Source organism: Marinobacter sp. MBR-105, from assembly GCF_053628895.1.
Window position 1 is genome coordinate 76,310 of the sequence record NZ_JBRJHG010000011.1, and the last position, 21,018, is coordinate 97,327.

23 protein-coding genes are annotated in these 21,018 nt (G+C 57.8%); 6 read left to right on the forward strand and 17 right to left on the reverse strand.

Features of this window, described 5'->3' with window-relative positions; all coding sequences use genetic code 11:
* Positions 1-2: 2 nt before the first annotated feature.
* The 9 genes from ACSSVV_RS13645 to ACSSVV_RS13685 all read right to left on the reverse strand — a co-directional run bounded on the left by ACSSVV_RS13645 (position 3) and on the right by ACSSVV_RS13685 (position 9,951).
* Positions 3-863 (reverse strand): ABC transporter permease, encoded by an 861-nt coding sequence (locus ACSSVV_RS13645; RefSeq protein ID WP_454106406.1) that lies wholly within the window; start codon positions 861-863, stop codon positions 3-5.
* A complete protein-coding gene (locus tag ACSSVV_RS13650) occupies positions 860-1,954 on the reverse strand; it encodes an ABC transporter ATP-binding protein (RefSeq protein WP_454106407.1) in 1,095 nt (364 codons plus the stop codon). Before ACSSVV_RS13650 ends, ACSSVV_RS13645 begins: the two co-directional genes overlap by 4 nt.
* A 5-nt stretch (positions 1,955-1,959) precedes the next feature.
* Entirely contained in the window at positions 1,960-3,033 is a 1,074-nt protein-coding gene (locus ACSSVV_RS13655; protein ID WP_454106408.1) for an extracellular solute-binding protein, read from the reverse strand.
* A 151-nt stretch (positions 3,034-3,184) separates the two neighbouring features.
* Positions 3,185-4,225, reverse strand: coding sequence for an extracellular solute-binding protein (locus ACSSVV_RS13660; RefSeq protein ID WP_011783897.1), 1,041 nt, complete (start codon positions 4,223-4,225; stop codon positions 3,185-3,187).
* Complete coding sequence (gene potC / locus ACSSVV_RS13665; RefSeq protein WP_011783896.1) at positions 4,222-4,992, reverse strand: spermidine/putrescine ABC transporter permease PotC; 771 nt, start codon at positions 4,990-4,992, stop codon at positions 4,222-4,224. Before potC ends, ACSSVV_RS13660 begins: the two co-directional genes overlap by 4 nt.
* Positions 4,989-5,846: a spermidine/putrescine ABC transporter permease PotB gene (potB, locus tag ACSSVV_RS13670; RefSeq protein WP_113879541.1), complete on the reverse strand. Its 858-nt coding sequence runs from the start codon at positions 5,844-5,846 to the stop codon at positions 4,989-4,991. The genes potC and potB overlap by 4 nt, the downstream gene beginning before the upstream one ends.
* The gene (potA, locus tag ACSSVV_RS13675) at positions 5,839-6,960 is read right to left on the reverse strand and encodes a spermidine/putrescine ABC transporter ATP-binding protein PotA (RefSeq protein ID WP_454106409.1); all 1,122 of its coding nucleotides are present in this window, start codon (positions 6,958-6,960) and stop codon (positions 5,839-5,841) included. The genes potB and potA overlap by 8 nt, the downstream gene beginning before the upstream one ends.
* Positions 6,961-7,091: 131 nt before the next feature.
* On the reverse strand, positions 7,092-8,162 hold the full coding sequence (locus ACSSVV_RS13680; protein ID WP_454106410.1) for a TRAP transporter substrate-binding protein: 1,071 nt from the start codon (positions 8,160-8,162) through the stop codon (positions 7,092-7,094).
* Between the two features lie 112 nt (positions 8,163-8,274).
* On the reverse strand, positions 8,275-9,951 hold the full coding sequence (locus ACSSVV_RS13685; RefSeq protein ID WP_022993351.1) for a methyl-accepting chemotaxis protein: 1,677 nt from the start codon (positions 9,949-9,951) through the stop codon (positions 8,275-8,277).
* 232 nt (positions 9,952-10,183) lie between these two features.
* Between ACSSVV_RS13685 and ACSSVV_RS13690 the strand changes: the two genes are divergently transcribed.
* On the forward strand, positions 10,184-11,521 hold the full coding sequence (locus tag ACSSVV_RS13690; protein WP_022993352.1) for a CHAD domain-containing protein: 1,338 nt from the start codon (positions 10,184-10,186) through the stop codon (positions 11,519-11,521).
* Here ACSSVV_RS13690 and ACSSVV_RS13695 read toward each other — a convergent pair.
* Positions 11,444-12,277, reverse strand: coding sequence for a cation diffusion facilitator family transporter (locus ACSSVV_RS13695; RefSeq protein WP_022993353.1), 834 nt, complete (start codon positions 12,275-12,277; stop codon positions 11,444-11,446). The genes ACSSVV_RS13690 and ACSSVV_RS13695 overlap by 78 nt on opposite strands.
* Positions 12,278-12,369: 92 nt before the next feature.
* On the opposite strand from ACSSVV_RS13695, the gene ACSSVV_RS13700 reads away from it, so the two are divergent.
* A complete protein-coding gene (locus tag ACSSVV_RS13700; RefSeq protein WP_022993354.1) occupies positions 12,370-13,251 on the forward strand; it encodes a LysR family transcriptional regulator in 882 nt (293 codons plus the stop codon).
* Here ACSSVV_RS13700 and ACSSVV_RS13705 read toward each other — a convergent pair.
* Complete coding sequence (locus ACSSVV_RS13705; RefSeq protein ID WP_031211085.1) at positions 13,230-13,472, reverse strand: DUF3565 domain-containing protein; 243 nt, start codon at positions 13,470-13,472, stop codon at positions 13,230-13,232. The genes ACSSVV_RS13700 and ACSSVV_RS13705 overlap by 22 nt on opposite strands.
* A complete protein-coding gene (gene rarD, locus ACSSVV_RS13710; protein ID WP_011783887.1) occupies positions 13,469-14,365 on the reverse strand; it encodes an EamA family transporter RarD in 897 nt (298 codons plus the stop codon). The genes ACSSVV_RS13705 and rarD overlap by 4 nt, the downstream gene beginning before the upstream one ends.
* A gap of 144 nt (positions 14,366-14,509) precedes the next feature.
* Between rarD and ACSSVV_RS13715 the strand changes: the two genes are divergently transcribed.
* A complete protein-coding gene (locus ACSSVV_RS13715) occupies positions 14,510-14,890 on the forward strand; it encodes a rhodanese-like domain-containing protein (protein ID WP_014420261.1) in 381 nt (126 codons plus the stop codon).
* Positions 14,891-14,895: 5 nt separating this feature from the next.
* On the opposite strand, the gene ACSSVV_RS13720 is transcribed toward ACSSVV_RS13715, so the two are convergent.
* Complete coding sequence (locus tag ACSSVV_RS13720; RefSeq protein WP_223268749.1) at positions 14,896-15,366, reverse strand: YchJ family protein; 471 nt, start codon at positions 15,364-15,366, stop codon at positions 14,896-14,898.
* Positions 15,367-15,505: 139 nt separating this feature from the next.
* Between ACSSVV_RS13720 and ACSSVV_RS13725 the strand changes: the two genes are divergently transcribed.
* Positions 15,506-16,462, forward strand: a complete 957-nt coding sequence (locus ACSSVV_RS13725) for a GGDEF domain-containing protein (protein WP_022993358.1) — start codon at positions 15,506-15,508, stop codon at positions 16,460-16,462.
* Positions 16,463-16,478: 16 nt separating this feature from the next.
* On the opposite strand, the gene ACSSVV_RS13730 is transcribed toward ACSSVV_RS13725, so the two are convergent.
* Together ACSSVV_RS13730 and ACSSVV_RS13735 are read right to left on the reverse strand one after the other, a co-directional pair.
* Complete coding sequence (locus tag ACSSVV_RS13730) at positions 16,479-17,207, reverse strand: substrate-binding periplasmic protein (protein WP_223268748.1); 729 nt, start codon at positions 17,205-17,207, stop codon at positions 16,479-16,481.
* A 283-nt stretch (positions 17,208-17,490) separates the two neighbouring features.
* The gene (locus ACSSVV_RS13735) at positions 17,491-17,916 is read right to left on the reverse strand and encodes a hotdog fold thioesterase (protein WP_014420257.1); all 426 of its coding nucleotides are present in this window, start codon (positions 17,914-17,916) and stop codon (positions 17,491-17,493) included.
* 134 nt (positions 17,917-18,050) lie between these two features.
* On the opposite strand from ACSSVV_RS13735, the gene ACSSVV_RS13740 reads away from it, so the two are divergent.
* The gene (locus tag ACSSVV_RS13740) at positions 18,051-18,512 is read left to right on the forward strand and encodes a c-type cytochrome (protein ID WP_022993360.1); all 462 of its coding nucleotides are present in this window, start codon (positions 18,051-18,053) and stop codon (positions 18,510-18,512) included.
* 10 nt (positions 18,513-18,522) lie between these two features.
* Here the strand turns inward: ACSSVV_RS13740 and ACSSVV_RS13745 are convergent, their stop codons facing one another.
* On the reverse strand, positions 18,523-19,206 hold the full coding sequence (locus tag ACSSVV_RS13745) for a cytochrome b/b6 domain-containing protein (protein WP_022993361.1): 684 nt from the start codon (positions 19,204-19,206) through the stop codon (positions 18,523-18,525).
* Positions 19,207-19,306: 100 nt separating this feature from the next.
* Positions 19,307-20,077, reverse strand: a complete 771-nt coding sequence (locus tag ACSSVV_RS13750; protein WP_022993362.1) for a substrate-binding periplasmic protein — start codon at positions 20,075-20,077, stop codon at positions 19,307-19,309.
* Between the two features lie 181 nt (positions 20,078-20,258).
* On the opposite strand from ACSSVV_RS13750, the gene ACSSVV_RS13755 reads away from it, so the two are divergent.
* The gene (locus ACSSVV_RS13755; protein WP_011783877.1) at positions 20,259-20,942 is read left to right on the forward strand and encodes a type 1 glutamine amidotransferase domain-containing protein; all 684 of its coding nucleotides are present in this window, start codon (positions 20,259-20,261) and stop codon (positions 20,940-20,942) included.
* Positions 20,943-21,018 lie beyond the last annotated feature (76 nt).

Here is a 21,018-nt window from a genome sequence, read left to right on the forward strand (position 1 = left end):
CATCACCCCATAACCTTGCGCAGGGATTGCCCGGTCAGCTTCAGGCCCAGCCAGACCAGCAGCGACGACAATACCAGTAGCAAGACCCCCAAAGCCGCCCCCTGCTCCCAGTTAAACCGGGTGATAAACTGGGTGAAAATCTGCTGGGTAAACCAGGCACTGTCTTTGCCCCCCATCAGAATCGGCGTGAGGTAACTGCCCAGGGTGAGCATGAACACCACAATACAGCCGGAGACAATGCCGGGCATGGCCCAGGGAATCACCACCTCCCGCAGCACGGTACCGTGGCCACCGCCCAGATCGTAGCCAGCCTCGACCAGATTCTCGTCCATGCCGTCGAGCGTGGTCACCAGCGGAACCACCATAAACAGCAGTCCGTTGTAGACCAGGCCGATGATCACCGCGACATCGTTGTAGAGCATCTCCACCGGGCCATCCACCCAGCCCAGCGCCTGCAGCCAGGAACTGAACAGGCCGCTCTCCCGCAACAGGATCATCCAGCCGTAGGTACGCACCAACTCGCTGGCCCAGAACGGGATCAGGCAAGCCAGGAACAGAATACCCTTGCTCCTCCCATGGGCCAGGCGGGCAATGTACCAGGCAATGGGAAAGGCAATCAGCAGGGTAAGGAAGGTGGTGAACAGGGACATGACCCCGGTACGCACGAAGGTACGCCAGTAGTAGGATTCATTGAAGAAATTCTGGTACTGCTCCAGCCCCCAGGCCAGGGTATCCCAGCTCTCCCGCACCTGGAACGACACCAGCAACATCTGCAGATGGGGCACCAGCACCAATAGCACTATCCAAAGCAGGAAAGGCGCCAGCAACAGCCACAGCGAGAAACGGCTAATCGAGCTATTCACTGGGACGAAGCTCCAAATACCCGGGCCAGGCCCGGATCCCACGACAGCTCAAGATGGCCGTCCGGCGTCAGCGCCGGCGCCGTGCCGTCCTGGGGGAGTCGTGCGAATAGTGCCTGGCCATTGCTTTCGGCTTCTACCCGGCTGTTGGCACCATCAAACAGCGTGGTCCGGACTCGGGTCTGCAGTGAGGAGGAACCCGCGCCCGCAGCCGTTTGCGAAAACGACAGTGATTCCGGCCGAATATACAGTTCTGCCTGGGCACCGGGCGCCAGGCCCGCCGACGCAACCCGCCCGCGTACCACCGCCCCATCGCTCAGACGAACAGCCGCCACATCATCGGCCACGGACACCACCGTCCCCACCAGGCGATTGTTGTCGCCGACAAACCCCGCGACGAACGGCGTTGCCGGATGTCGGTAAAGCTCCTCCGGCGGCGCCACCTGCTCGAAGCGGCCATTTTTCATCACCGCCACCTGATCTGACATCACCATGGCTTCGGACTGGTCATGGGTGATGTACACGAAGGTGGTACCAAATTGCTTTTGCAGGTGCTTGAGCTCGATCTTCATCTGCTCCCGAAGTTTCAGATCCAGGGCACCGAGAGGCTCATCCAGCAACAACAAGGTGGGTTCGAGCACCAGGCAGCGGGCCAGGGCCACGCGCTGGCGCTGGCCACCCGACAATTCCTGGGGATTGCGATTCTCCAGTTCCGGCAGCCCCACCTGTTCCAGCACCCGTGCAATCCGCTTGCGGCGCTCGGCCGCCGGCACCTTCTTGCGTTTCAGGCCATAGCCAATGTTGTCACCGACGGACATGGTGGGGAACAGCGCCAGGTGCTGAAACACCATATTCACCGGGCGCTTGTTAGGCGGCACCTCATTCATGCGCTGGCCGCGAATGAAGATATCCCCTTCATCCGGCTTGTCGAAGCCTGCCAGCAGCCGCAGCAGGGTGGTCTTGCCACACCCCGACGGCCCCAGAATGGAGAAGAAGGTACCCGCAGGAACATCCAGCGACACATGGTCCACCGCCGTGTTGTTTCCAAAGCGGCGGACCAGCCCGCTGCAGGACAGGTCAGACTCTGTTGCCATAAGGATCAGTTCGCCGCCTGGACGCGATCCAGCACCTGTCCTTCCATGGCTTCCAGCCCCGGTGGTACCGGCGGATACCATTTGATGTTGTTGATGGCTTCTTCATCGAAGCTCAGGCGATAGGCGTCCCGCAGCTCAGCGTTCACAAACTCATCGGCGCCTTTGGAGGCCGTGAAGTTGCCGGAGGCATTGGTGATTTTGGCCGCAATTTCCGGCTGCATCACGAAGTTGATCCACTTGTAAGCGGCTTCTTCGTTTTCGCTGCGGCGCGGGATAGCAAAGGTATCAATCCAGCCCAGGGCTCCGGATTCCGGCGCCACAAAGCGGATGTCCGGGTTCTCCGCATTCAGTTTCCATCCGCCGGCATCCCAGGCCATGGCCGCCGTCACTTCACCGGTGCGCAGCAGCGACAACAACTGGTCGCCGCCCGTCCAGTAGGTTTTCACGTTGGCTTTGCAGTCGATCAGTTTGTCTTCCACTTTCGCCATAATAGACTGGTATTCGTCCCGGTCTTCATAGGCCGCAAATGGATCCATGCCCATGGCGAAAGCAAAGCCGATCAGCGTCGGCCGCTTCAGGCGGTAACTCACTTTGCCAGCCACTGCCGGGTCACACAGGTCGGTGTAATCGGTAACGGTGTCCGCGACGGAACTGTGCACAATCAGGCCACTGGTCCCCCAGACCGAGGGCACACCGTAAGATTGACCATCCAGAGCCGTCGACTCCCGGGTCGCCTTCACCATCGACGCCTGCAACTGGTCGGTATTGATGCGGCTATAATCAATGGGCTTGTAGATGTTGAACTGGCGCTGTACGCCCACGATACGATCCTGGCTCGGCTGGGCCAGATCAAAACCGGCGCCGCCGGTGGCCCGAAGCTTGGAGATCATGTCCTCGTTGTTGGACAAGGTGATCTTTACATCAATTCCGGTTTCTTCCTCGAACTGGGCGACCACCTCATCCGGGGCGTAGCCTCCCCAGGTAATCAGGCGAAGTTCTTCCGCCAGCAGGTTGCCGGAAGCTGTGGTTGCGGCCAGCAGGGTGGCCAGTGCTGATATCCGTGTCTTGCGCAGTGCCATGGTCGTTCATTCCCCTGAAACGGTGTTATGCGAACTCGCTAAGGTTTTGTTATCAGGAAGTTATAGACCATGTATTTCAGTTTTGTGAAACCTGGACAATAAAAAACGGAGGCCGAAGCCTCCGTTTTCCAGGTTCATGATGCTCTTCCGGTTACTGACCGGACTTCAACATTTCCCAGTATTTGGCATACACCTGCAGCGCCTCGTCGCCAATGTCGGTCTGGAACTCGGCATTGATCATGTCGGTGGCGTTGGGGTAGCTGGCCCGGTCGTTCGCAACGGCGTCATCCAGCAGATCCCGGGCCGCCAGGTTGGGCGTGGCGTAGCCGATCTCTTCGCTGATCAGGGCCGAGATTTCCGGCTGCAGCACAAAGCTGATGAACTGGTGAGCGGCTTCCGGGTTCTTGGCGTTCTTGGGAATCACGAAGCTGTCCAGCCAGGCGATGATGCCTTCTTCCGGATACACGTATTCCAGGGAATCCAGGGTATCGCGGCCCATGACGGCTTCGCCGTTCCAGATCATACCCACGTCGGTTTCACCTTCCAGGTACGGCATGCGAGGGGCATCCGAGTTAAAGGTACGCACCGACGGCATCAGCTCGGTCAGCTTCTCGTAGGCTTCCTCGATTTCCTGAGGGTCAGTACTGTTACCGGAGTAACCCAGTACCCGCAGGCCCACGTGGAAGACTTCACGCATGTCGTTGGTCAGCATGACCCGGCCTTCGAAACGCTCATCCCACAGATCGGCCCAGGCGGTAACCTCGCCTTCCACATCCGCGGTATCCACGGCCAGGCCGGTGGTGCCCCACAGGTAGGGCACGCTGTACTGGTTTTCCGGATCGATATCCAGGTTCACCAGTTCCGGATCCAGGTTATCGAAACCTTCAATCTTGCTGCGATCGATGGGCATCAGCAGGTCTTCCTGCCGCATCTTGCTCACGTAGTAGGTGGAGGGCACGGCCAGGTCGTAGGCGGCGCTCTCATCCAGCAGTTTCAGCCGGGCATACATGGCTTCGTTGCTGTCGTAGGTGGTGTAGACCACCTGGATACCGGTTTCCTCAGTAAAGCGATCCAGAACTTCCTGGGGCATGTACTCAGACCAGTTGTACAGGTTCAGAACCTTGGGCTCCTCAGAACCACTGCAGCCAGTCAGGCCCACCGCCAGCAGGCCGGCCAGTGCCAGTTTCTTCATCGTTTGCTCCTTAACAGTATCCATTGAGACAAGATCAACATGACCAGTGAGAATACCAGTAGCAGGGTGCCAAGGGCATTCACTTCGGGCTTCAGGCCCACCCGCACCATGGAATAGATGCGCAGTGGCAGAATTTCATAACTCGGGCCACTGACAAACGTACTGACCACCACGTCGTCCAGTGACAGTGTAAACCCCAGCAGCCAGCCCGCCAGCAGGGCCGGCATGATCACCGGAATCAGGACCGTGCGGGTCATGGTGAAATCGTTGGCGCCCAGATCCCGGGCCGCCTCCGGCAGGCGTTCGTCAAACCCGCTGAGCCGAGCCATCACGGTGATGACCACAAACGGCAGGCAGAAGGTAACGTGAGCCAGCAACAGGGATACATACCCCAGCTGCAGCCCCACCAGCAGAAACAGCGCCAGCAGCGAAATCGCCAGGACAATTTCCGGCGACATCATCACCACAAACAGCATGCCATTGAGCACTTTCTTGCCCCGGAACCGGTATCGGTGCAGTGCCAGTGCGGTGAGCGCGCCGATCAACGTGGACACAGTGGCCGCGGAGAGCGCCAGCCAAAGGGAATTCCACATGGCCTGCACCATGGCCCGGTTGTTCAACAGGGCTTCGTACCAGCGCAGGCTCAGGCCACCCCATTCGTAACCGGTGCGGGAATCGTTGAAGGAGAATACCACCAGTACCACGATAGGCACGTACAGCAGCAGATACACCAGCGTCAGGTAGGTGCGGGGCAGCCAGCGATTCATACACCGTCCTCCCCGATCCGCCGTTTACTCAGGCGGTGGGCGAACATCAGGAACGCCATGGCCAGGGTCAGCAGGATGCTGGCAGCGGCACCAAAGGGCCAGTTGCGGGCATCCAGAAACTGGTTCTTGATGACGTTACCCACCAGCAGGTTGCGGGAACCGCCCAGAATATCAGGCACAAAGAACAACCCCATGGCCGGCAACAGCACCAGCATGATGCCCGCCAGCACCCCCGGCAGGGTCAGCGGCACGATCACATGGATAAACGTGGACAGGCGCCCCGCGCCCAGGTCGTGCGACGCCCTCAGGTAGTCTTCCCGCAGGTCTTCAAACACGGAGTAGAGCGGCAGGATCATGAACGGCAACAACAGATACACCAGCCCGATAATCACGGCTCCTTCGGTATACAGCAGCTGCATGGGCTCCTCGATCACCCCGAGCGACATCAGCGCGTTGTTGAGCAGGCCATTGGTGGCCAGGATCAACTTCAGGGCGTAGGTTCGCACCAGGGAATTGGTCCAGAACGGCACGATAAGCAGGAAGATCAGCAGCACCTGATTGCGTTTGCCGACCTTGGACAACGCCCACGCAAACGGGTAGCCGATCAGCAGACACACCAGCGTCGTCATGGCCGCCATATACAGGGAGTGCAGGAACACTTCCAGGTACAGCGGATTGAGCAGTTGCCGGTAGGCATCCAGGGTCAGCGGCAGCGAAATGAAGGAGCCCGGGTCCCGGGTCATTACACTGGCACCGACCACCAGCAGGTTGGGGGTCAGCACCAGAAACAGCAACCAGCCCCAGACCAGCACCAGCACCGCCGTACGGAACGGCTGCTGTGTCAGGCTACGCATCGGTGCCTTCTTCCTCTGGCAGAGCTTCCGGCTCTGTGGGTAACAGCCATTCCCAGCCATCAACCCAGCTCACTTTGACCGGCTCGCCAAGGCGATAGTCGAAGGTAGGGTCGTCTTCGTCGAAGAATTCCGACGCCAGCACCTCGGTGCCATCCTCAAGATGAATCACCGAATCCAGGGTACTGCCCTTGTAGTTACGCTCTACAATCTTGCCAGCCACACCATCCTCATCGTCCGGCGCCAGTACCCGGATATCCTCGGGGCGCAACAGCACATGCAGGGACTGGCCACCGGAGACCGGGAAATCCGGCTTGCGGAAGGTACGCTTCAGGCCGAACACATCCACGGTGATCGTGTCGTCGCCGTTGGCTTTGTCCACCCGGCCCGGGAAGAAGTTGGTTTCACCGACAAAGCGGGCAGTAAACAGATTAGCCGGTCGCTCGTAGACTTCCCGCGGCGTCCCCAGTTGCTGGATCAGGCCATCTTTCAGCACCACCACCCGGTCAGACATGGACAGGGCTTCTTCCTGATCGTGAGTGACAAACACAAAGGTGATGCCCAGCTCCCGTTGCAGGCGCTTGAGCTCAACCTGCATGGTGCGGCGCAATTTATAATCCAGCGCCGACAACGGCTCATCCAGCAACAGTACCTTCGGGCGCTTGACCACCGCACGGGCAATGGCCACCCGTTGCTGCTGACCGCCGGACAACTGATGCGGCTTGCGCTGGGCGAAATCCTCGAGCTGGACCATGGCCAGGGCATCCTCGACCCGCTCCCGGATTTCCTGCTTCGGCCGCTTCTCCATTTTCAGGCCATAGGCCACGTTGTCGAAGACCGACATATGAGGAAACAGGGCGTAGTTCTGGAATACCGTGTTCAGCGGACGGTGTTCCGGCGGGGTGTGAGTCAGGTCCTGATCGCCCAGCGCGATGGTGCCGTCATCCGGATGCTCGAAACCCGCCATCATCCGCAACAAGGTGGTCTTGCCGCAACCGGAGGGGCCCAGGAGGGTAATGAACTCGCCGTCAAAAATGTCCAGATCCAGTGAATCCAGCACTTTTTTGCCGTCGAACTGTTTGGTGAGATTGCTCAGAGATAGCAGTGTCTGTTTCATCGGCCCTGCCCAAAGTTTGAGCGGCGTATTTTTCCAGAAACAGACGCAAACAAAAAGGGGCGTGCGGATATTCCCTGACCACGCCCCTCCTGTTTTCCAGCCTTATCAGGCCCGATTGTCACGCAGCGTTTTTACTGCTCCGCGACACTGTTCAGATACGCCTTGTCCGAAATATTGGTCCAGGGGCGCACCTGCTTAAGGTATTCACGCTGTGAGGTGATGATTTCGTTCGCCAGTCCGTCTTTCTCGGCAAATTCATCCAACAGGCGATTAGTGGTTTCTCGCAGGGCAGTAATAACTTCCGGTGGAAACACCTTGTGGGTCACATCCGGGTATTCCTGCTTCATCTTCTCCCAGGCCACACCGCTTTCGTGGGTGCTCTGGATATACATGTCATACGCTGCGGTACGCATGGAGACCCGCAGGATGGCCTGCAGATCAGCCGGCAGCTTGTCCCAGGTTTTCTTGTTGATCAGGAACTGCACTTCGGCATTGGGCTCCTGCCAGCCGGAGTAGTAATACTTGGCAATCTGGTGAAAGCCCATCTGCAGATCCAGCGCCGGGCCAACCCATTCAACGGCATCGATGGTGTTGCGCTCCAGCGCGGTATACAGCTCGCCCGGCGGCAGGTTGGTGACCGCCACGCCCACTTCCGACATAACCTCGCCGGCAAAACCGGGGGTGCGCATTTTCAGGCCTTTCAGGTCCTCCAGAGACTTGATCTCTTTCCGGAACCAGCCGCCCATCTGATTGGCCGTGTTGCCACCCGGGAAGGACAGCAGCCCGAAGGGTTCATATACCTTCTGCATCAGCTCCATGCCGTCATCGTGGTAGAACCAGGCATACATCTCCGGTGCAATCATGCCGAAGGGTATGGTGGTGAAGTACATGGCGTTGGGAATGGTGCCCTTGTAGTAATAAGAGGCGGTGTGGCCCATGTCGTACTGGCCGTTACGGACCAGATCGAAAATACCGAAAGGGGCCTTGTGCTTGTTGGAGGAATCAATCCGGATCTTCAGGCGGCCGCCCGACATTTCCTCGGCCATGGCCGCCATGTTGCGGGGCGCATCTCCCAGCAGGCCAGAATTGGGACCCCAGGTTTCCGCGAGACGCAGGGTATAGGTTTCTTCAGAGACCGCGAAAGGACTGGCCAGCAGGCCAAGAGTGCTGACCGCCGCCAGCAGGGTTTTACGCAGGGACATAGTGTTGGCTTCCATTGTTATCGATTTTTGATTCAAACATGCCGGAATGAACCATCATAACGACGAAAGCCGACCGCGCCAATGTGGCGGGCCGGCTTTCTTATGAGGGTAATCAGACCTTGAACTGGCCAACCAGCTCGCGCAGATTCTCCCCCAGCCGGGCCAGTTCGTGGCTGGCCTCATTAGTCTGGGTCACGCCGGTGTCACTGCGCTGGGCCGCGTCGACAATCCGCACCACGTTCTGATTGATCTCTTCTGCCACCTGGCTCTGCTGTTCAGCGGCCGTCGCAATCTGAGTCACCTGATCGTGGATCTGGGTCACTGACGTCACGATGGTGTTCAGTGCACTGGTGGCATGATTGATGCGTTCAACCGTCGCCTCCGAGCTCTTGCGGGAGTTGTTCATACGTTCCACCGAAGCCTTGGACTCCGCCACAAAGCCATCAATCATTTCCCGGATCTGATCAGCCGATTCCGCTGACCGCTTGGCCAGCTGGCGCACTTCGTCGGCAACCACCGAGAAACCGCGACCGTGCTCGCCGGCCCGGGCTGCCTCAATGGCAGCGTTCAGGGCCAGCAGGTTGGTCTGCTCAGTAACCGCGTGAATCACATCCAGCACCTGCTGAATATCGTTCGACTTCTCGGCCAGGGCATTGATGCTGCGAGCGGTGTCTTCCATTTCCTGGGACAGCTGATTGACCGCCCCCTGAGCGCTATTAATGGTCTCGCCACCCTCTTTGGCCATGCGGTCCGCATCGGAAGCTGCGCCTTCCACCTCATTGGCATTGCCGGAGATTTGCTGAATCGTTGCCGCCATTTCGTTGATGGCCGAAGCAATCTGGTCGGTTTCCGAACCCTGCTCCTGAACCGACTGGCGGGTTTCATTCGCCACCCGGCTGAGTTCTTCAGCCGCCGAAGCCACCTGGTCGGTGGTAGAGCCGACCTCACGGATGGTGTCCTGAATCTTGATGACGAAGTGGTTGAAGCGGCGGCCCAGAACGGCCAGCTCATCTTTACCATCTTCCGGCAGGCGCTGGCGCAGGTCGCCCTCACCGTCGGCAATCTCCCGCATCATGTCGCTGACCTTGTTCAGCGGCGCAGTCACGGTGCGGCCAATGACCAACCCGATTACCAACGAAATCACCACCACCACAATGGTCAGCAGTAAAATGAAGCCCATAGCAGACGTCATGGTTGCATCGATTTCTTGCCGGGCAGCGGCCACCGCTCTCTGAACATCGGTTACATACACGCCGGAACCTATCATCCAGTCCCAGCCCGGAATGATAGTGGAGTAGGAGACTTTCGGTTCCACCTGGCCGGTAGCAGGGTTGGTCCACTCATAAGGCATGAAGCCATCGTCACCTGTCGCGTCAAACAACCCGCGAACCAGCTTTTGGGTGTTCGGATTGGTAGTCGGGCCTTCCTTGGAGGGGTCCGGTGCATAGGCGAGATTGAACAGACTGCGATCGTAGGCGAAGACATAGTTGTTCTGACCGAACTTGATTGACCGCAACCGCTCTCGCGCCTCTTCCTGCGCCTCCTGCTCCGAAAAACCGGGAGTGGACTTGGCCTCAAGCACCACGGATTTCGCGGTTTCAACCAGATTTTTCAAACCTTCCTTGCGCGCTTCCAACAGTTCCTGCTCGAGGCGTTGCAACTCTGCCTCTCCATTGGCCCGGATCTGGTTCGCCGTAATCCATGCAACTGTTCCAGCCGTAATCAGTACAGGCACCAATACACCAATCAGAAGCCGTGTTCTGATGGTCAGGTTGCTCATGAAGGTCATGGTCTTCGCTCCGGGGTCATTTCTTGTAATCCTTTGATTATGCACAAACGCAACCCGCACTCCGTTGCAGTTTGTTAAAAGCTGTATACCAAACGCAGGTCAGGAACAGGTTTTTATGTAAACAAGCCCGTCATATCAGTGTCATACGTCTAAATACGTATCGGCCGTCATGTAAACGACTTGAGGCTGTGTCAGACTAAGGTCTGAACATTCAGCTCATGAGCAAGCATGCATGAAACGGCTTTTTCTTATCCGCCACGCCAAATCGAGCTGGAACGACGACAGCCTCTGCGACCAGGAACGCCCACTGAATGACAGAGGCCAAAGCCAGCTTGCGCCGCTCGCGCGGGCAATGAAATGCCTGGGCGCGCTGTCCGGTGCCATTTATGCAAGCCCCGCTGTGCGAGCCCAGCAAACGCTGGCAGGTGCACTCAGCGTCAACGACCAGCCGGCCCATGTCCGCACCGAAAACGAGCTTTACACCTTCGACTTCCGGCGTCTATTACGCTGGCTGCAGAATCTGGATAACGCTCAGAACCGCATCACCCTCATCGGCCACAACCCGGCATTACTCGAACTGGCCGCCTTTCTGGTACCCCAGGCTCCGTTCGAATTGCCAACCGCCAGTATCCTGGAGATCCGGCTGCCGGTAAGGCACTGGAAGAAAGTGGACAAAAACAAGGGTGCACTGGAAACCTTCCTGACGCCTCGTGATTTCAGTTACAACGAATTCCGGCGCAAGAACCGAAAAGCCAGTCCCGACGCCACTGATCTGGACCAGAACACGCTCCCGGAGGTTTTACAGCAGCTGAACAACCAGTTGGAACTTCTGACCCCTGGGGTGATGCTGGGGCTGGATGACGAATTCCTGCACCAATACCGCATTGCCCTTCGCCGCAGTCGGGCCATTGCCGAACCCCTGGCCGAGATTACCGGCGATCGCCAACTACAGGAGCATATCCGAGAACTGAAGCGACATGCCCGGGCCACCAGCGCCCTGCGGGATCTGCACGTATTTCTTCAGGATATCCCCGAGCTGTGCCACGACAACCCACAACTCTGCACCACGCTGACCGACTGGGCGCGGCTCAGGGCATCTAAAGCACAGCGCAAACTGGCCAAACGCCTTGGCCAGAAACGCTACCAGCAAAGCCTGTCGCGCTGGCAAGACTATATTGAGTCCAAATCTTTTCATAAGCTGGCTGCAAACCTGCGGAAAAAAGACATCCAGGCCGCGACAAACCGCCGCCTGAAGCAGTTCAACCGAAAAACCGCAGAACTGCTGCACACCGCTCCGGATGAAGCCCTGCACCAGCTGCGCAAGAACCTCAAGCGTATCCGCTATCTTCTGGAACTGGATGCCCGGTACAGCAAGCCATTCCGGAAAGAGCTACGCCAGCGACAGGATCTGTACGGCCGTTTCCAGGATCTGCATGTCCAGATCGAGCTGACCCGACGATTCCTCGCCGACCATCCGGAGTGCGACGGGGTGTCACTGACTGGCAAACTTGAGCAAGAGAAAGCCAATACCCGCAGGCAAATACTGGCTATGGGTGGACTGAACGTCTGAGGCCTCAAGAAGAAGGTTCGGGCCGAGCTTGGCCACCCGGACCTGTTCCGGATTCAGGCCCAGGTCTTCCAGGGTCTCATGGATGTCGTCCAGTGCATCGTCTTTCGGTGCCGCCAGCAACAGCTCCCGAACTGACTCCAGAACCATCTTCACCGGCACCGTCATAAAGTAGACCGAAATCACCAGCATCATTACCGGGTCGGCATACACGGCCAGCTCCGCCCAATGACTGCGTTCCAGCAGCCAGGCCGCGCCAAAACCAATCATTACGGCAGCGCTTAGGGCACTGTCCATCAGCCACTGGCGCTGTTCCGCCTGCACCAGCCCCGAACCATTGCGCAGACTTGACCACCGTAGATACGCCCAGACCGCCAGACACCCCACCACGTTCACCGCACCAAAGATCATTGCCATGTCCGCCGCCACGGCACGGCCGCCCTGAAGCAGCGACACCACCGCCGATACCAGCGACAAGATACACACCACTGCAATCACCAGACCTTTCACGGCGATCACTAGCGGCTCCACGGCCCCCATCCCGAATGGGTAATCGTCATTGGCCGGCCGGCGAACCAGGCGGGCGGCATAGAGTGACAGGAGCGACAACCCGAGGCTGATCAGGGAATAGGCACCATCGAAGATAATAACCAGGGAATCGACCCAAAGACCCCAGGTAATACCGGCGAGCGCAAACAGGCCCGCGCCCACCGCTGATAATGTCAGCGCCAGGTTTTCCCGCGCCAGAGAAGTAAACATTTTGACCTCCTGAGAATTGCTGCCATATTAGCGGCATCATTCAACAGGTGTGAGTCGCTGAGCGACGGAAAATCCGTCGCAAAGAGCAAACCATGAAAACGTCACAGATCAAGACCTTCCTCTCGGTTGTGCGCAACGGCAGCGTGGCCGCGGCGGCCCGGGAACTGAACCGCAGCCGCACCACCGTCAGTACCGTGCTGGCGTCCCTGGAGGATGAACTGGGGGTGGAGCTGTTTGAACGCAGCGGCAATCAACTGCACCTGACGGCCATCGGCCAGTCCATCCTGACCGACTGCCGGCGATTCGACCAGGTTGCCAGCCAGATCAGGGCTCGCTGCCAGCACCACCTGAGTGGTGCCGAATCGGTCCTGCGCATTGCCCGGGACGATGCCATTCCGGAAGATATCTGGCGGGACATTCTGCGCCGGCTGAAACAACGCTTCCCCCAGACCAGCCTGTCGGTTTACCTTGCCTCGCCCCGGGAACTGGCGCCGCTGGTTCGCAACCAGTCCGTGGATGTGGCCTATGGCCTGATGCCGGAATTGCTGAACGAAGGTTATCAATGGTTTCGGGAACTGGCTGATGTGCGCATGCTCACCGTGGCAGCGCCGGATCACCCCCTGAGTCAGCTGAAACGGGTCACTCAGGACGACCTGGTCAGCCACACGGAAATCACCCTGGCCTACATGCTCGACGCCCAACTGGTGGCCGAATCCCCGGAAACCGCCAACTACCTCGCCTTTACCCAATACGAACTGATGCGGGATGCGGTGATCGATGGCGCTGGCTGGGCGGATTTACCCTTACCCCTGATTGCTGAGGCATTGCGCAAGGAACAGCTGAAAACCATCCACCACCGCAGCGCCCGCTGGTGGAAAGTGTTCAGTGCGCTGGAGTCAGAGCAGGCGCAAGGAGGCGCCGTGGTGGGCTGGCTCGCCAACGAACTGGAAGCCTATCTGGAAACCCTGGCCTGACCGGGAGACTGAGGTCCTTCCGGACTCTCCGGACGGACATCCGCAGGCGCATGGTCATCACATTTCCGGCAATCCAGCTTAACCCCCAACATGGATTGCCGGCCTTCCACCGTGACAACCCAGGGCGGATCATGGCGCACGTGCTGGTTATGGCCACACGCCAGCTGCGCTACCCAGTGGTTTTCCCCGTCTTTGTGATAGCCGCTGATGGGTTGTTTCATGCCGAAGCCTCTCTGTTCGATCGGCCCACCCAGGCCGACCACGAGTATATTGCCAACGCCACCCAGATCATCACAAAGCTCACCAGTTTGGCGGTGCTAAGCGGCTCATGGAAGATATACAGCGCGATCAGAAACTGGATCGTGGGGTTGATGTACATAAGAAAGCCCACGGTAGACAGCTTCAAACGGCGCGCAGCCCCGGCAAAAGCCAGCAGCGGGATGGCGGTCACCGCGCCACTGGAGGCCAGTAACAATGCGCTGTAGGTGCTGTCCGAAAAGTGCGACAGCCCCTGCGACGACAGCCAGGCCAGGGTCAGCAAGCCCAACGGCAGCAATAACAGCGTTTCAACAAACAGACCGGAAAGGCCATCAAGTTCGACTTTCTTGCGCATCAGGCCATAGGTGCCGAAGCTGAACGCCAGTACCAGCGTAATCCACGGCAACTCGCCCAGCAGCAACAGCTGATAGAGAATCGCAACCGCCGCCAGCCCCACCGCCGCGGCCTGCAGCCGGGAAATACGCTCACCCAGGATCAGCAGCCCCATGGCCACATTTACCAACGGCGTCAGGAAATAGCCCAGACTGGCCTGCAACACATGGCGTGTTTCCACGGCATAAATATAGATACCCCAGTTCAGGGCAATAAACACGGCACAACCCAGCACATACCCCAGCCGGCGCGGCTGTCGCAGTGCCGCCACCACCGGCGGCCAGCGCTTGAGTATCGAGATGACCACGGCCAGAAACAGGCAGGACCAGATCACCCGATGGATCAGCACCTCCCAGGAAGGGATCCCCTTGAACAGGGCAAAATACAGGGGAAAGCTTCCCCAAAGGGTGTAGGCGCCTAACCCGTAAACCACGCCTTTGGTGGTGTCATTCAGCGGTTTCATAGCTTCCTCATTGTCAGGCCCGTCAATCTAGCACAAACCCGCTGGGCAAAGGCTCATGCCTTAGTCACAGACAACCTATAGGTGACTCGCCCGTGGTAAATGCCGTAACCTGAAAAGACACACCCACGCTCAAAGGGAACTGCCATGAAGACTGCCCACGACCTTGTTGCCGAAGCCAAAAAAGAGATTCAGGAGGTGCCGCTGGCCAACGCCGAGGCGGCCATTAAAAATGCCGATTTGCTGCTGGATGTGCGGGACGCCGATGAATACCGCTCCAGCCATATTCCGGGCGCCGTGAATATTTCCCGGGGCATGCTCGAATTCAAGTTCACCAACGACCCCGCGCTGGAGAACCGGCAGATGAAAATTGTGCTCTACTGCAAAACCTCCGGCCGTGCAGCACTCAGCGCCAAAGCGCTGAAAGAGATGGGCTATATGAACGTACAATCCATTGAAGGCGGCTTTGACGCCTGGCTGGAAGCGGGTAAAGAGGTCGCTCAGCCGGATCTGCCGAAATTCGAATAGAACGTTTAAAGACAACAGGCCTTGAACTTGCGACCACTGCCACAGGGGCAGGGGTCGTTTCGACCGGGCTTCAGCATTCCCTCGCGGGTTTCGCCCTCCCGGTAGAACCAGCGGCCATTCTCTTTGCTGAAGTCTGATCGCTCTTCCAGATAACCCCAACCACCACCGGCACGATAGACCGCCCGGAAGTGAACCCGGCCCGTGTCGACACCGGCACTGGAGGAGAGTATCTGCAGCGAAACCCATTCCGGTGAGCCGGAAAGGTCCAGTTCCGCCGGCCGGGTCTCCGGATGCCAGGTCTCGAGCAGATAATCGGCATCCTTCACCACAAAGGCACTGAACCGGGAACGCATCAACGCCTCCGGTGTGGTGGCAGGCGCGCCTGCATGGCAGGGCTGACAACACAGCAGGTAGGCTTTCCCGCTACCGCAGGGGCAGTTTTCCCCGGACACCTTCATCCCTTTCCAAACCCTCATGAAGCCAGAATTTCGTTGGCCCGGCTGTCCGGCCAACGTAGGTAATGTCCGCAAACCTTACACGCTTTTGCAGACAGCGTCGTATGACAAAAGCCATACTGGAAATTAAACTGAATAAAAAACAGACAGCGCACACCCCATGAAATCCGGCATTCCGTCACTGAATCTGCCCGTTCACCGGGATCAGACACCGCCAGCCACCGAGGAAACACCCCCGGAAGGTCTTCAGGCCGTACTCGATAATCTGGATGCCCTGGTGTACGTCTCCGATTTTACAACACACGATCTGCTGTACATGAACGCTTACGGCCGGCAGATCTGGGGTGACGTTGGCAACCGAAAATGCTGGCAGGTGCTTCAGAACGGTGACGGCCCATGCAGCTTCTGCACCAATCACCTGCTGATCAATGATCAGGGCGAGCCCAACAAACCCCATGTCTGGGAGTTCCAGAATCAACTGGACCAACGATGGTACCAGTGCCGTGACCAGGCGATCCGCTGGACCGATGGCCGCCTGGTAAGGTTGGAGATTGCCACTGATATTACCGAACGTAAACAGATGGAGCTGGAGCTGCGGGCAGCCCACGAAAAAGCCAGGGCAGCAGCGCTGGAGGATGAACTTACCGGGCTGCATAACCGACGCGCGTTCTTCGAGTTCGGAGAGCAACTGCTGAACCAGTCTGCCAGGCATCAGACACCACTGACTCTGGTCATGATGGATCTGGATCACTTCAAGATCATCAACGATACCTACGGTCACCAGGCGGGCGATGAAGTGTTGAAGCAGGTCAGCGGGCTACTGAAAGCCCGGATTCGGGATTGCGATATTGTGGCCAGAATGGGCGGAGAGGAATTCGCCATTCTGCTACCGGACACCGACATGACGATGGCACACGTGTTGGCGAGCCGCTTGCTGGCCTTGCTTTGTAATCTGGTGGTGTCGTACGAGAAAAGCAGAATCTCGCCGTCGGCAAGTATCGGAATCAGTAGCCTGGGAAACGGCGACCGCAGACTGGAAGATCTGATGTGTCGCGCAGACGAGGCCATGTACCAGTCCAAGGCCAAAGGAAGAAGCAGAGTGACACTGGCCACCTAAACCCAAGAAGGCCTCGCTAACGGCCCTCCTCGGTATACCGGATGAGATACTCTTCAATCAACTCTTCCAGCCTGCCCTGCTCCGTCAACTCCAGCAACCTGGCTGCAAAAGCCTCTCGCAAGGCTTTGCTATTGCAGCGGGAAAGTTTCGGAAACGCGAAGAACAGGCCTTCTCTACTCACAGGGGGCTCCAGCGCCACAAAGTCATTCGACATGCCATACCGGGCCAGCTTCGCCCGCCCCTGCAACAACTCGTACAGTACATAATCGATACGACCGATATCGGCCATCAGGTAGGACTGGTGAATGGAGCGGACGCCGAGGATATCCAGGTGATCGGCGGCAAAGCTGTCGAACCGCTCACCGAAACTGTTGTCGATCAGGGTGCTGCCTTGTTTCCCCTCCAGGTCCGGCCAGTGCCGATACTCAAACATCCTTCGCCGCGGCACCCAGACATTGGTATCGAGGTGCATCATGGGCGGCAGAATATAATCCAGGTAGCCCAATCTTTCTGCCGTGATAAAGGCCCCGGCCACCAGATCGATCTCCCCCAACTCTGCCAACCGCTGCACCCGCGCCCAGGACCCAATGTTGCGGACACTGACCTTGATACCCAGGGGCTCAGCCAATTCCCGCAGGAACTGAGGAACCGCGCCATCTAAAAGATCCGGCGACGCCACGCTCGGCCATAGGAGAGGCGGATACTCCGGATTACCACTCACTCTCAGCGTTGAGCACTCAGACAAAGGGGCAGCTCGCAGACCAAAGGATGCGCATAGCAAAAAGAGCAACGCATACCAGGACTTGTGCGCTTTCGAAGACACCCTGTTACAACGAATTTTCAGCACAGTGAAACCTTCCCGTGAGGAATAACCTCATGGCATTTAGTTAACATCCTCAACTATTTTAAGTATAGCAGGGCGACAGTCCCGGCAAACGATTTTCTTTTGATATTAATCAAGGATGGCGAGCTTATTTCGCAAATCGACGCGCAAGGTCGGAATCAGGGAGCCATCGCTCCCTGTTTTCTTACGAGCGGCGGGTTACCGCCATGGTCAACCTGGAAATGCAGGTCACCTTGCCTTGATCGTTTTCCAGGCGGATTTCCCATACTTGCGTTGCACTGCCGATGTGTATGGCCTTCGCCGTGCCATAGACCCATCCCCCGGTAACAGGCCGAATATGATTGGCATTAATATCCAGCCCCACAGCGACCGTATTTTTATCTTTCAGGCAACAGTTGGCAGCCATGCTGCCCAGCGTTTCCGCCAACACAACGGAGGAACCACCATGCAGGATCCCGAATGGCTGGACGGTGCGCTCATCCACCGGCATCCGGCCTTTCACATAATCGTCACCGATTTCGAGGTATTCAATGCCCATATGACTGACCGCGGTGTTTTTGCTGGCCTCTGTCATTTGCTCAAGATTAGGGGTAACCGTCCAGATCGACATCGTGCAACTCCTCAGATTGAACTTTCGTTTCTTATAGCTGTCAGGAATGAGTCTATACAGGTAGCATGCTTATAACCACGCCTTTATAGAGCATTTTTGCATTATCACCAATCACACCAAGAGAGGGACCTGGAATGAATAAACGTTTTGTTTCCGTTGCGGTGCTTGCGGCCGCGATCTCAACCCCGACCGTGGCCCAGATGAGCGTGGAAGACCAGATCGAAACCCGCCAGGCCGCCTACCAGTTTGCGTCCTGGAACATGGGCAAAATCAAGGCCCAGACCGTGGATGGCTCCGTAGCGTTTGACCAGAACCAGGTTGCCGCAGCCGCCAAAGCCATTGCAGCCGTGGCCAACTCCGGCATGAGCGTGCTTTACAGCCGTGACAGCGCCAATGACCGGGCCGAGAACACCCGCCTCAAGCCCAACTTCTTTGAGGAGCCGATGAAGGTTCAGGAAATTGCGGTCAGCTTCGTCCGTGAAGCCAACGCACTGCAGGAACTGGCTTCAGCCGGCGACCAGGCCGCGATTGCACGCCAGTTCGCCAAAGTCGGTGAAACCTGCAAGGCTTGCCACGACAACTTCCGCGCCAAGTAGGCCAAGGGGCTTACCAACCCAGATTCTGGGGCGGTGGCGGCGGTGGCGGAATCAGTCCGCCACTCGCCGCCCAGACCACAGCAACGGCAATCGCCAGTGCAATGATCATTGCCAGCCAGCCACCGCCGCTGGCGTCTTTCAGCTCTGAGCTCTTAACCTGCTTTCGGCCAGTCACCATCGGCTTTATCAGATTATCCTTACGCACGTGGGTGTAAAACAGCACCGCCAGGACATGAAGGGCAACCACGGCGTACAGCCCCCATTCCATGAGACGGTGCCAGCTGCTCAGGGTATCGCTCCAGCCCGACGACACCAGCCGATAGAGTGGGCCGTTAAAGGCAATTTCATCATTGGCAAATAAACCGGTAACCGCCTGAAAACCGAACAGTCCCAGTAACAACAGCACCGACCAGGCACCAAGGGGATTGTGGCCTGCGCCCTGCCACTGACCCCTAAGATAACGGATCATCGCCCCTGGCCCCGATATAAACTGACTAAAGCGCGCGTATGTGGAGCCCACCAGCCCCCAGACCACCCGGAACGCCAGCAAGCCTACAACCGCCAGTCCAAAACGCTCATGCCAGGCCATCCAGCCAGCGCCCAGTTTGACCGTCGCCACTGCGCCAACCACAGCAATTACCAGTAACCAGTGGAACAGCCGGGTGGGGAGATCCCACAATCGAATCGTCTTCATACCAGTCCCTTTGCCAAAACTTGTCAAACGATCACAGACAAAGGTAAGCACCCTAAGTTCCTTTTAGCAGGCGCGTATCGGTATAGAACATGGAAATCGATCAATAGGCTTTTTGTTCCTGGTACTTAAGCACCAGGTCTTCTCGAATCCCCTCGCGTTCAATCAATTTCAGGGCTGCCCTTATATCTTCTGCATACCGGCGGGCAGGAGACTGGTTCGAAACCGCAATCCAGGAGCGGTCACCCGGCACGAATAACGGTGAAATGTTCGCGTCTATCCCCTGGGCTCTCAGCGTATACAAACCAACCAGCTCGGGGGCCACCACGACATCAACCCGCCCTCTTTGAAGCATCATCATCAGGTTTTCGTAGTGGGCCGCAGACTCTTTATGCAGAGCCTGATCGTTGTCAAACCGGGTAAAGTAACGGGCGCCCTCCAGAATACCGATGACTTTTCCCGGCAGATCGCTGTATCGCTCAATACGGTTACTCTCGCTCACGTAGAAAAACAGACGCCGCTCCGGCGGAAAAGCCGGAGCCACGAAGGTCATGAATTCTTCCCGTTCTTCGGTACGCAGCGGCCCCAGCATGACATCCACCTCACCCCTGCGCATCAGCAGCAGGATGCGCCGGAATGGCGCCTCCCGGTACTGCACACGCCAGCCTAGCCGGTCGGCAATTTCCTCGAATAGCTCAAGATAAAGACCGGATTTTTGCGACGGCTCGAGAATACGGTAGGGCGGCGAGTGGTCAACGCCAACGGTCACCGTCAGTGGCTCTACTGTTTCAGTGCCCTGTTGTGAAAGAACACCAGGCGCCCAAAGCAGCATCAGAATGCCGGCAAGCACGCCTTTCAAGGCAATCCACCTCATATAAATCCGTCCTGGTCCATGACGTTACATGTGCGATAACTACCCTCGCAGTATAGCCGTTAATGAGCATCCAATATGCCAGTGCTAACGTACTGACGGTTGAAAACCGAGCGATCATCACAATTTGATGTAGTGAGACGAACGAAATACACCCGGACTCCCGACAGGAGGGTCGACTGGCATGAAGATTCTGATGGTACTAACCTCCCACGACCAGATGGGCGACACCGGCCACAAAACCGGTTTCTGGCTGGAAGAATTCACTGCGCCGTTCTACGTATTCAAAGACGCAGGCGCCGACATCACCCTCGCATCCCCTAAAGGCGGCCAGCCACCGGTTGACCCGAACAGCGAGGCTGAAGATGCACTGACCGAGTCCACCCGGCGGTTCAGTGAAGACACCCATGCCCGGGAAATGCTGGCCAGCACCAGAAAACTGGCCGACGTGGACATGAATCAGTACGACGCCATCTTCTACCCCGGTGGCCATGGCCCGCTGTGGGATCTGGCCGAGGACGACAAGTCGATAGCCCTGATCAAAACCGCTTACGAGCAAGACAAGGTGATCGGCGCCGTATGCCATGCTCCTGCCGTGTTCAAGAATGTGTTCATAAAACCGGACCAGAACATCGTGGGCGGCCGTGAAGTCACCGGTTTCAGCAATACCGAAGAAGACGCTGTGCAGCTCACCAATATTGTGCCCTTCCTGCTGGAAGACATGCTCAAGCAGAACAACGCCCGTTACAGCCGGGGCGATGACTGGGCACCGCACATTGTGGTGGACGGCAAGCTGATTACCGGCCAGAACCCGGCGTCTTCCGAAGGCGCTGCCAAGGCTGTGCTGCAGGCCCTTCAGCAAGGCTGATCAGGCAGAGACCGGACCATGAATCTGAGGTCAGATGAATTATCATCTGACCTCACTCCCACTCTTTGAAGGCTCC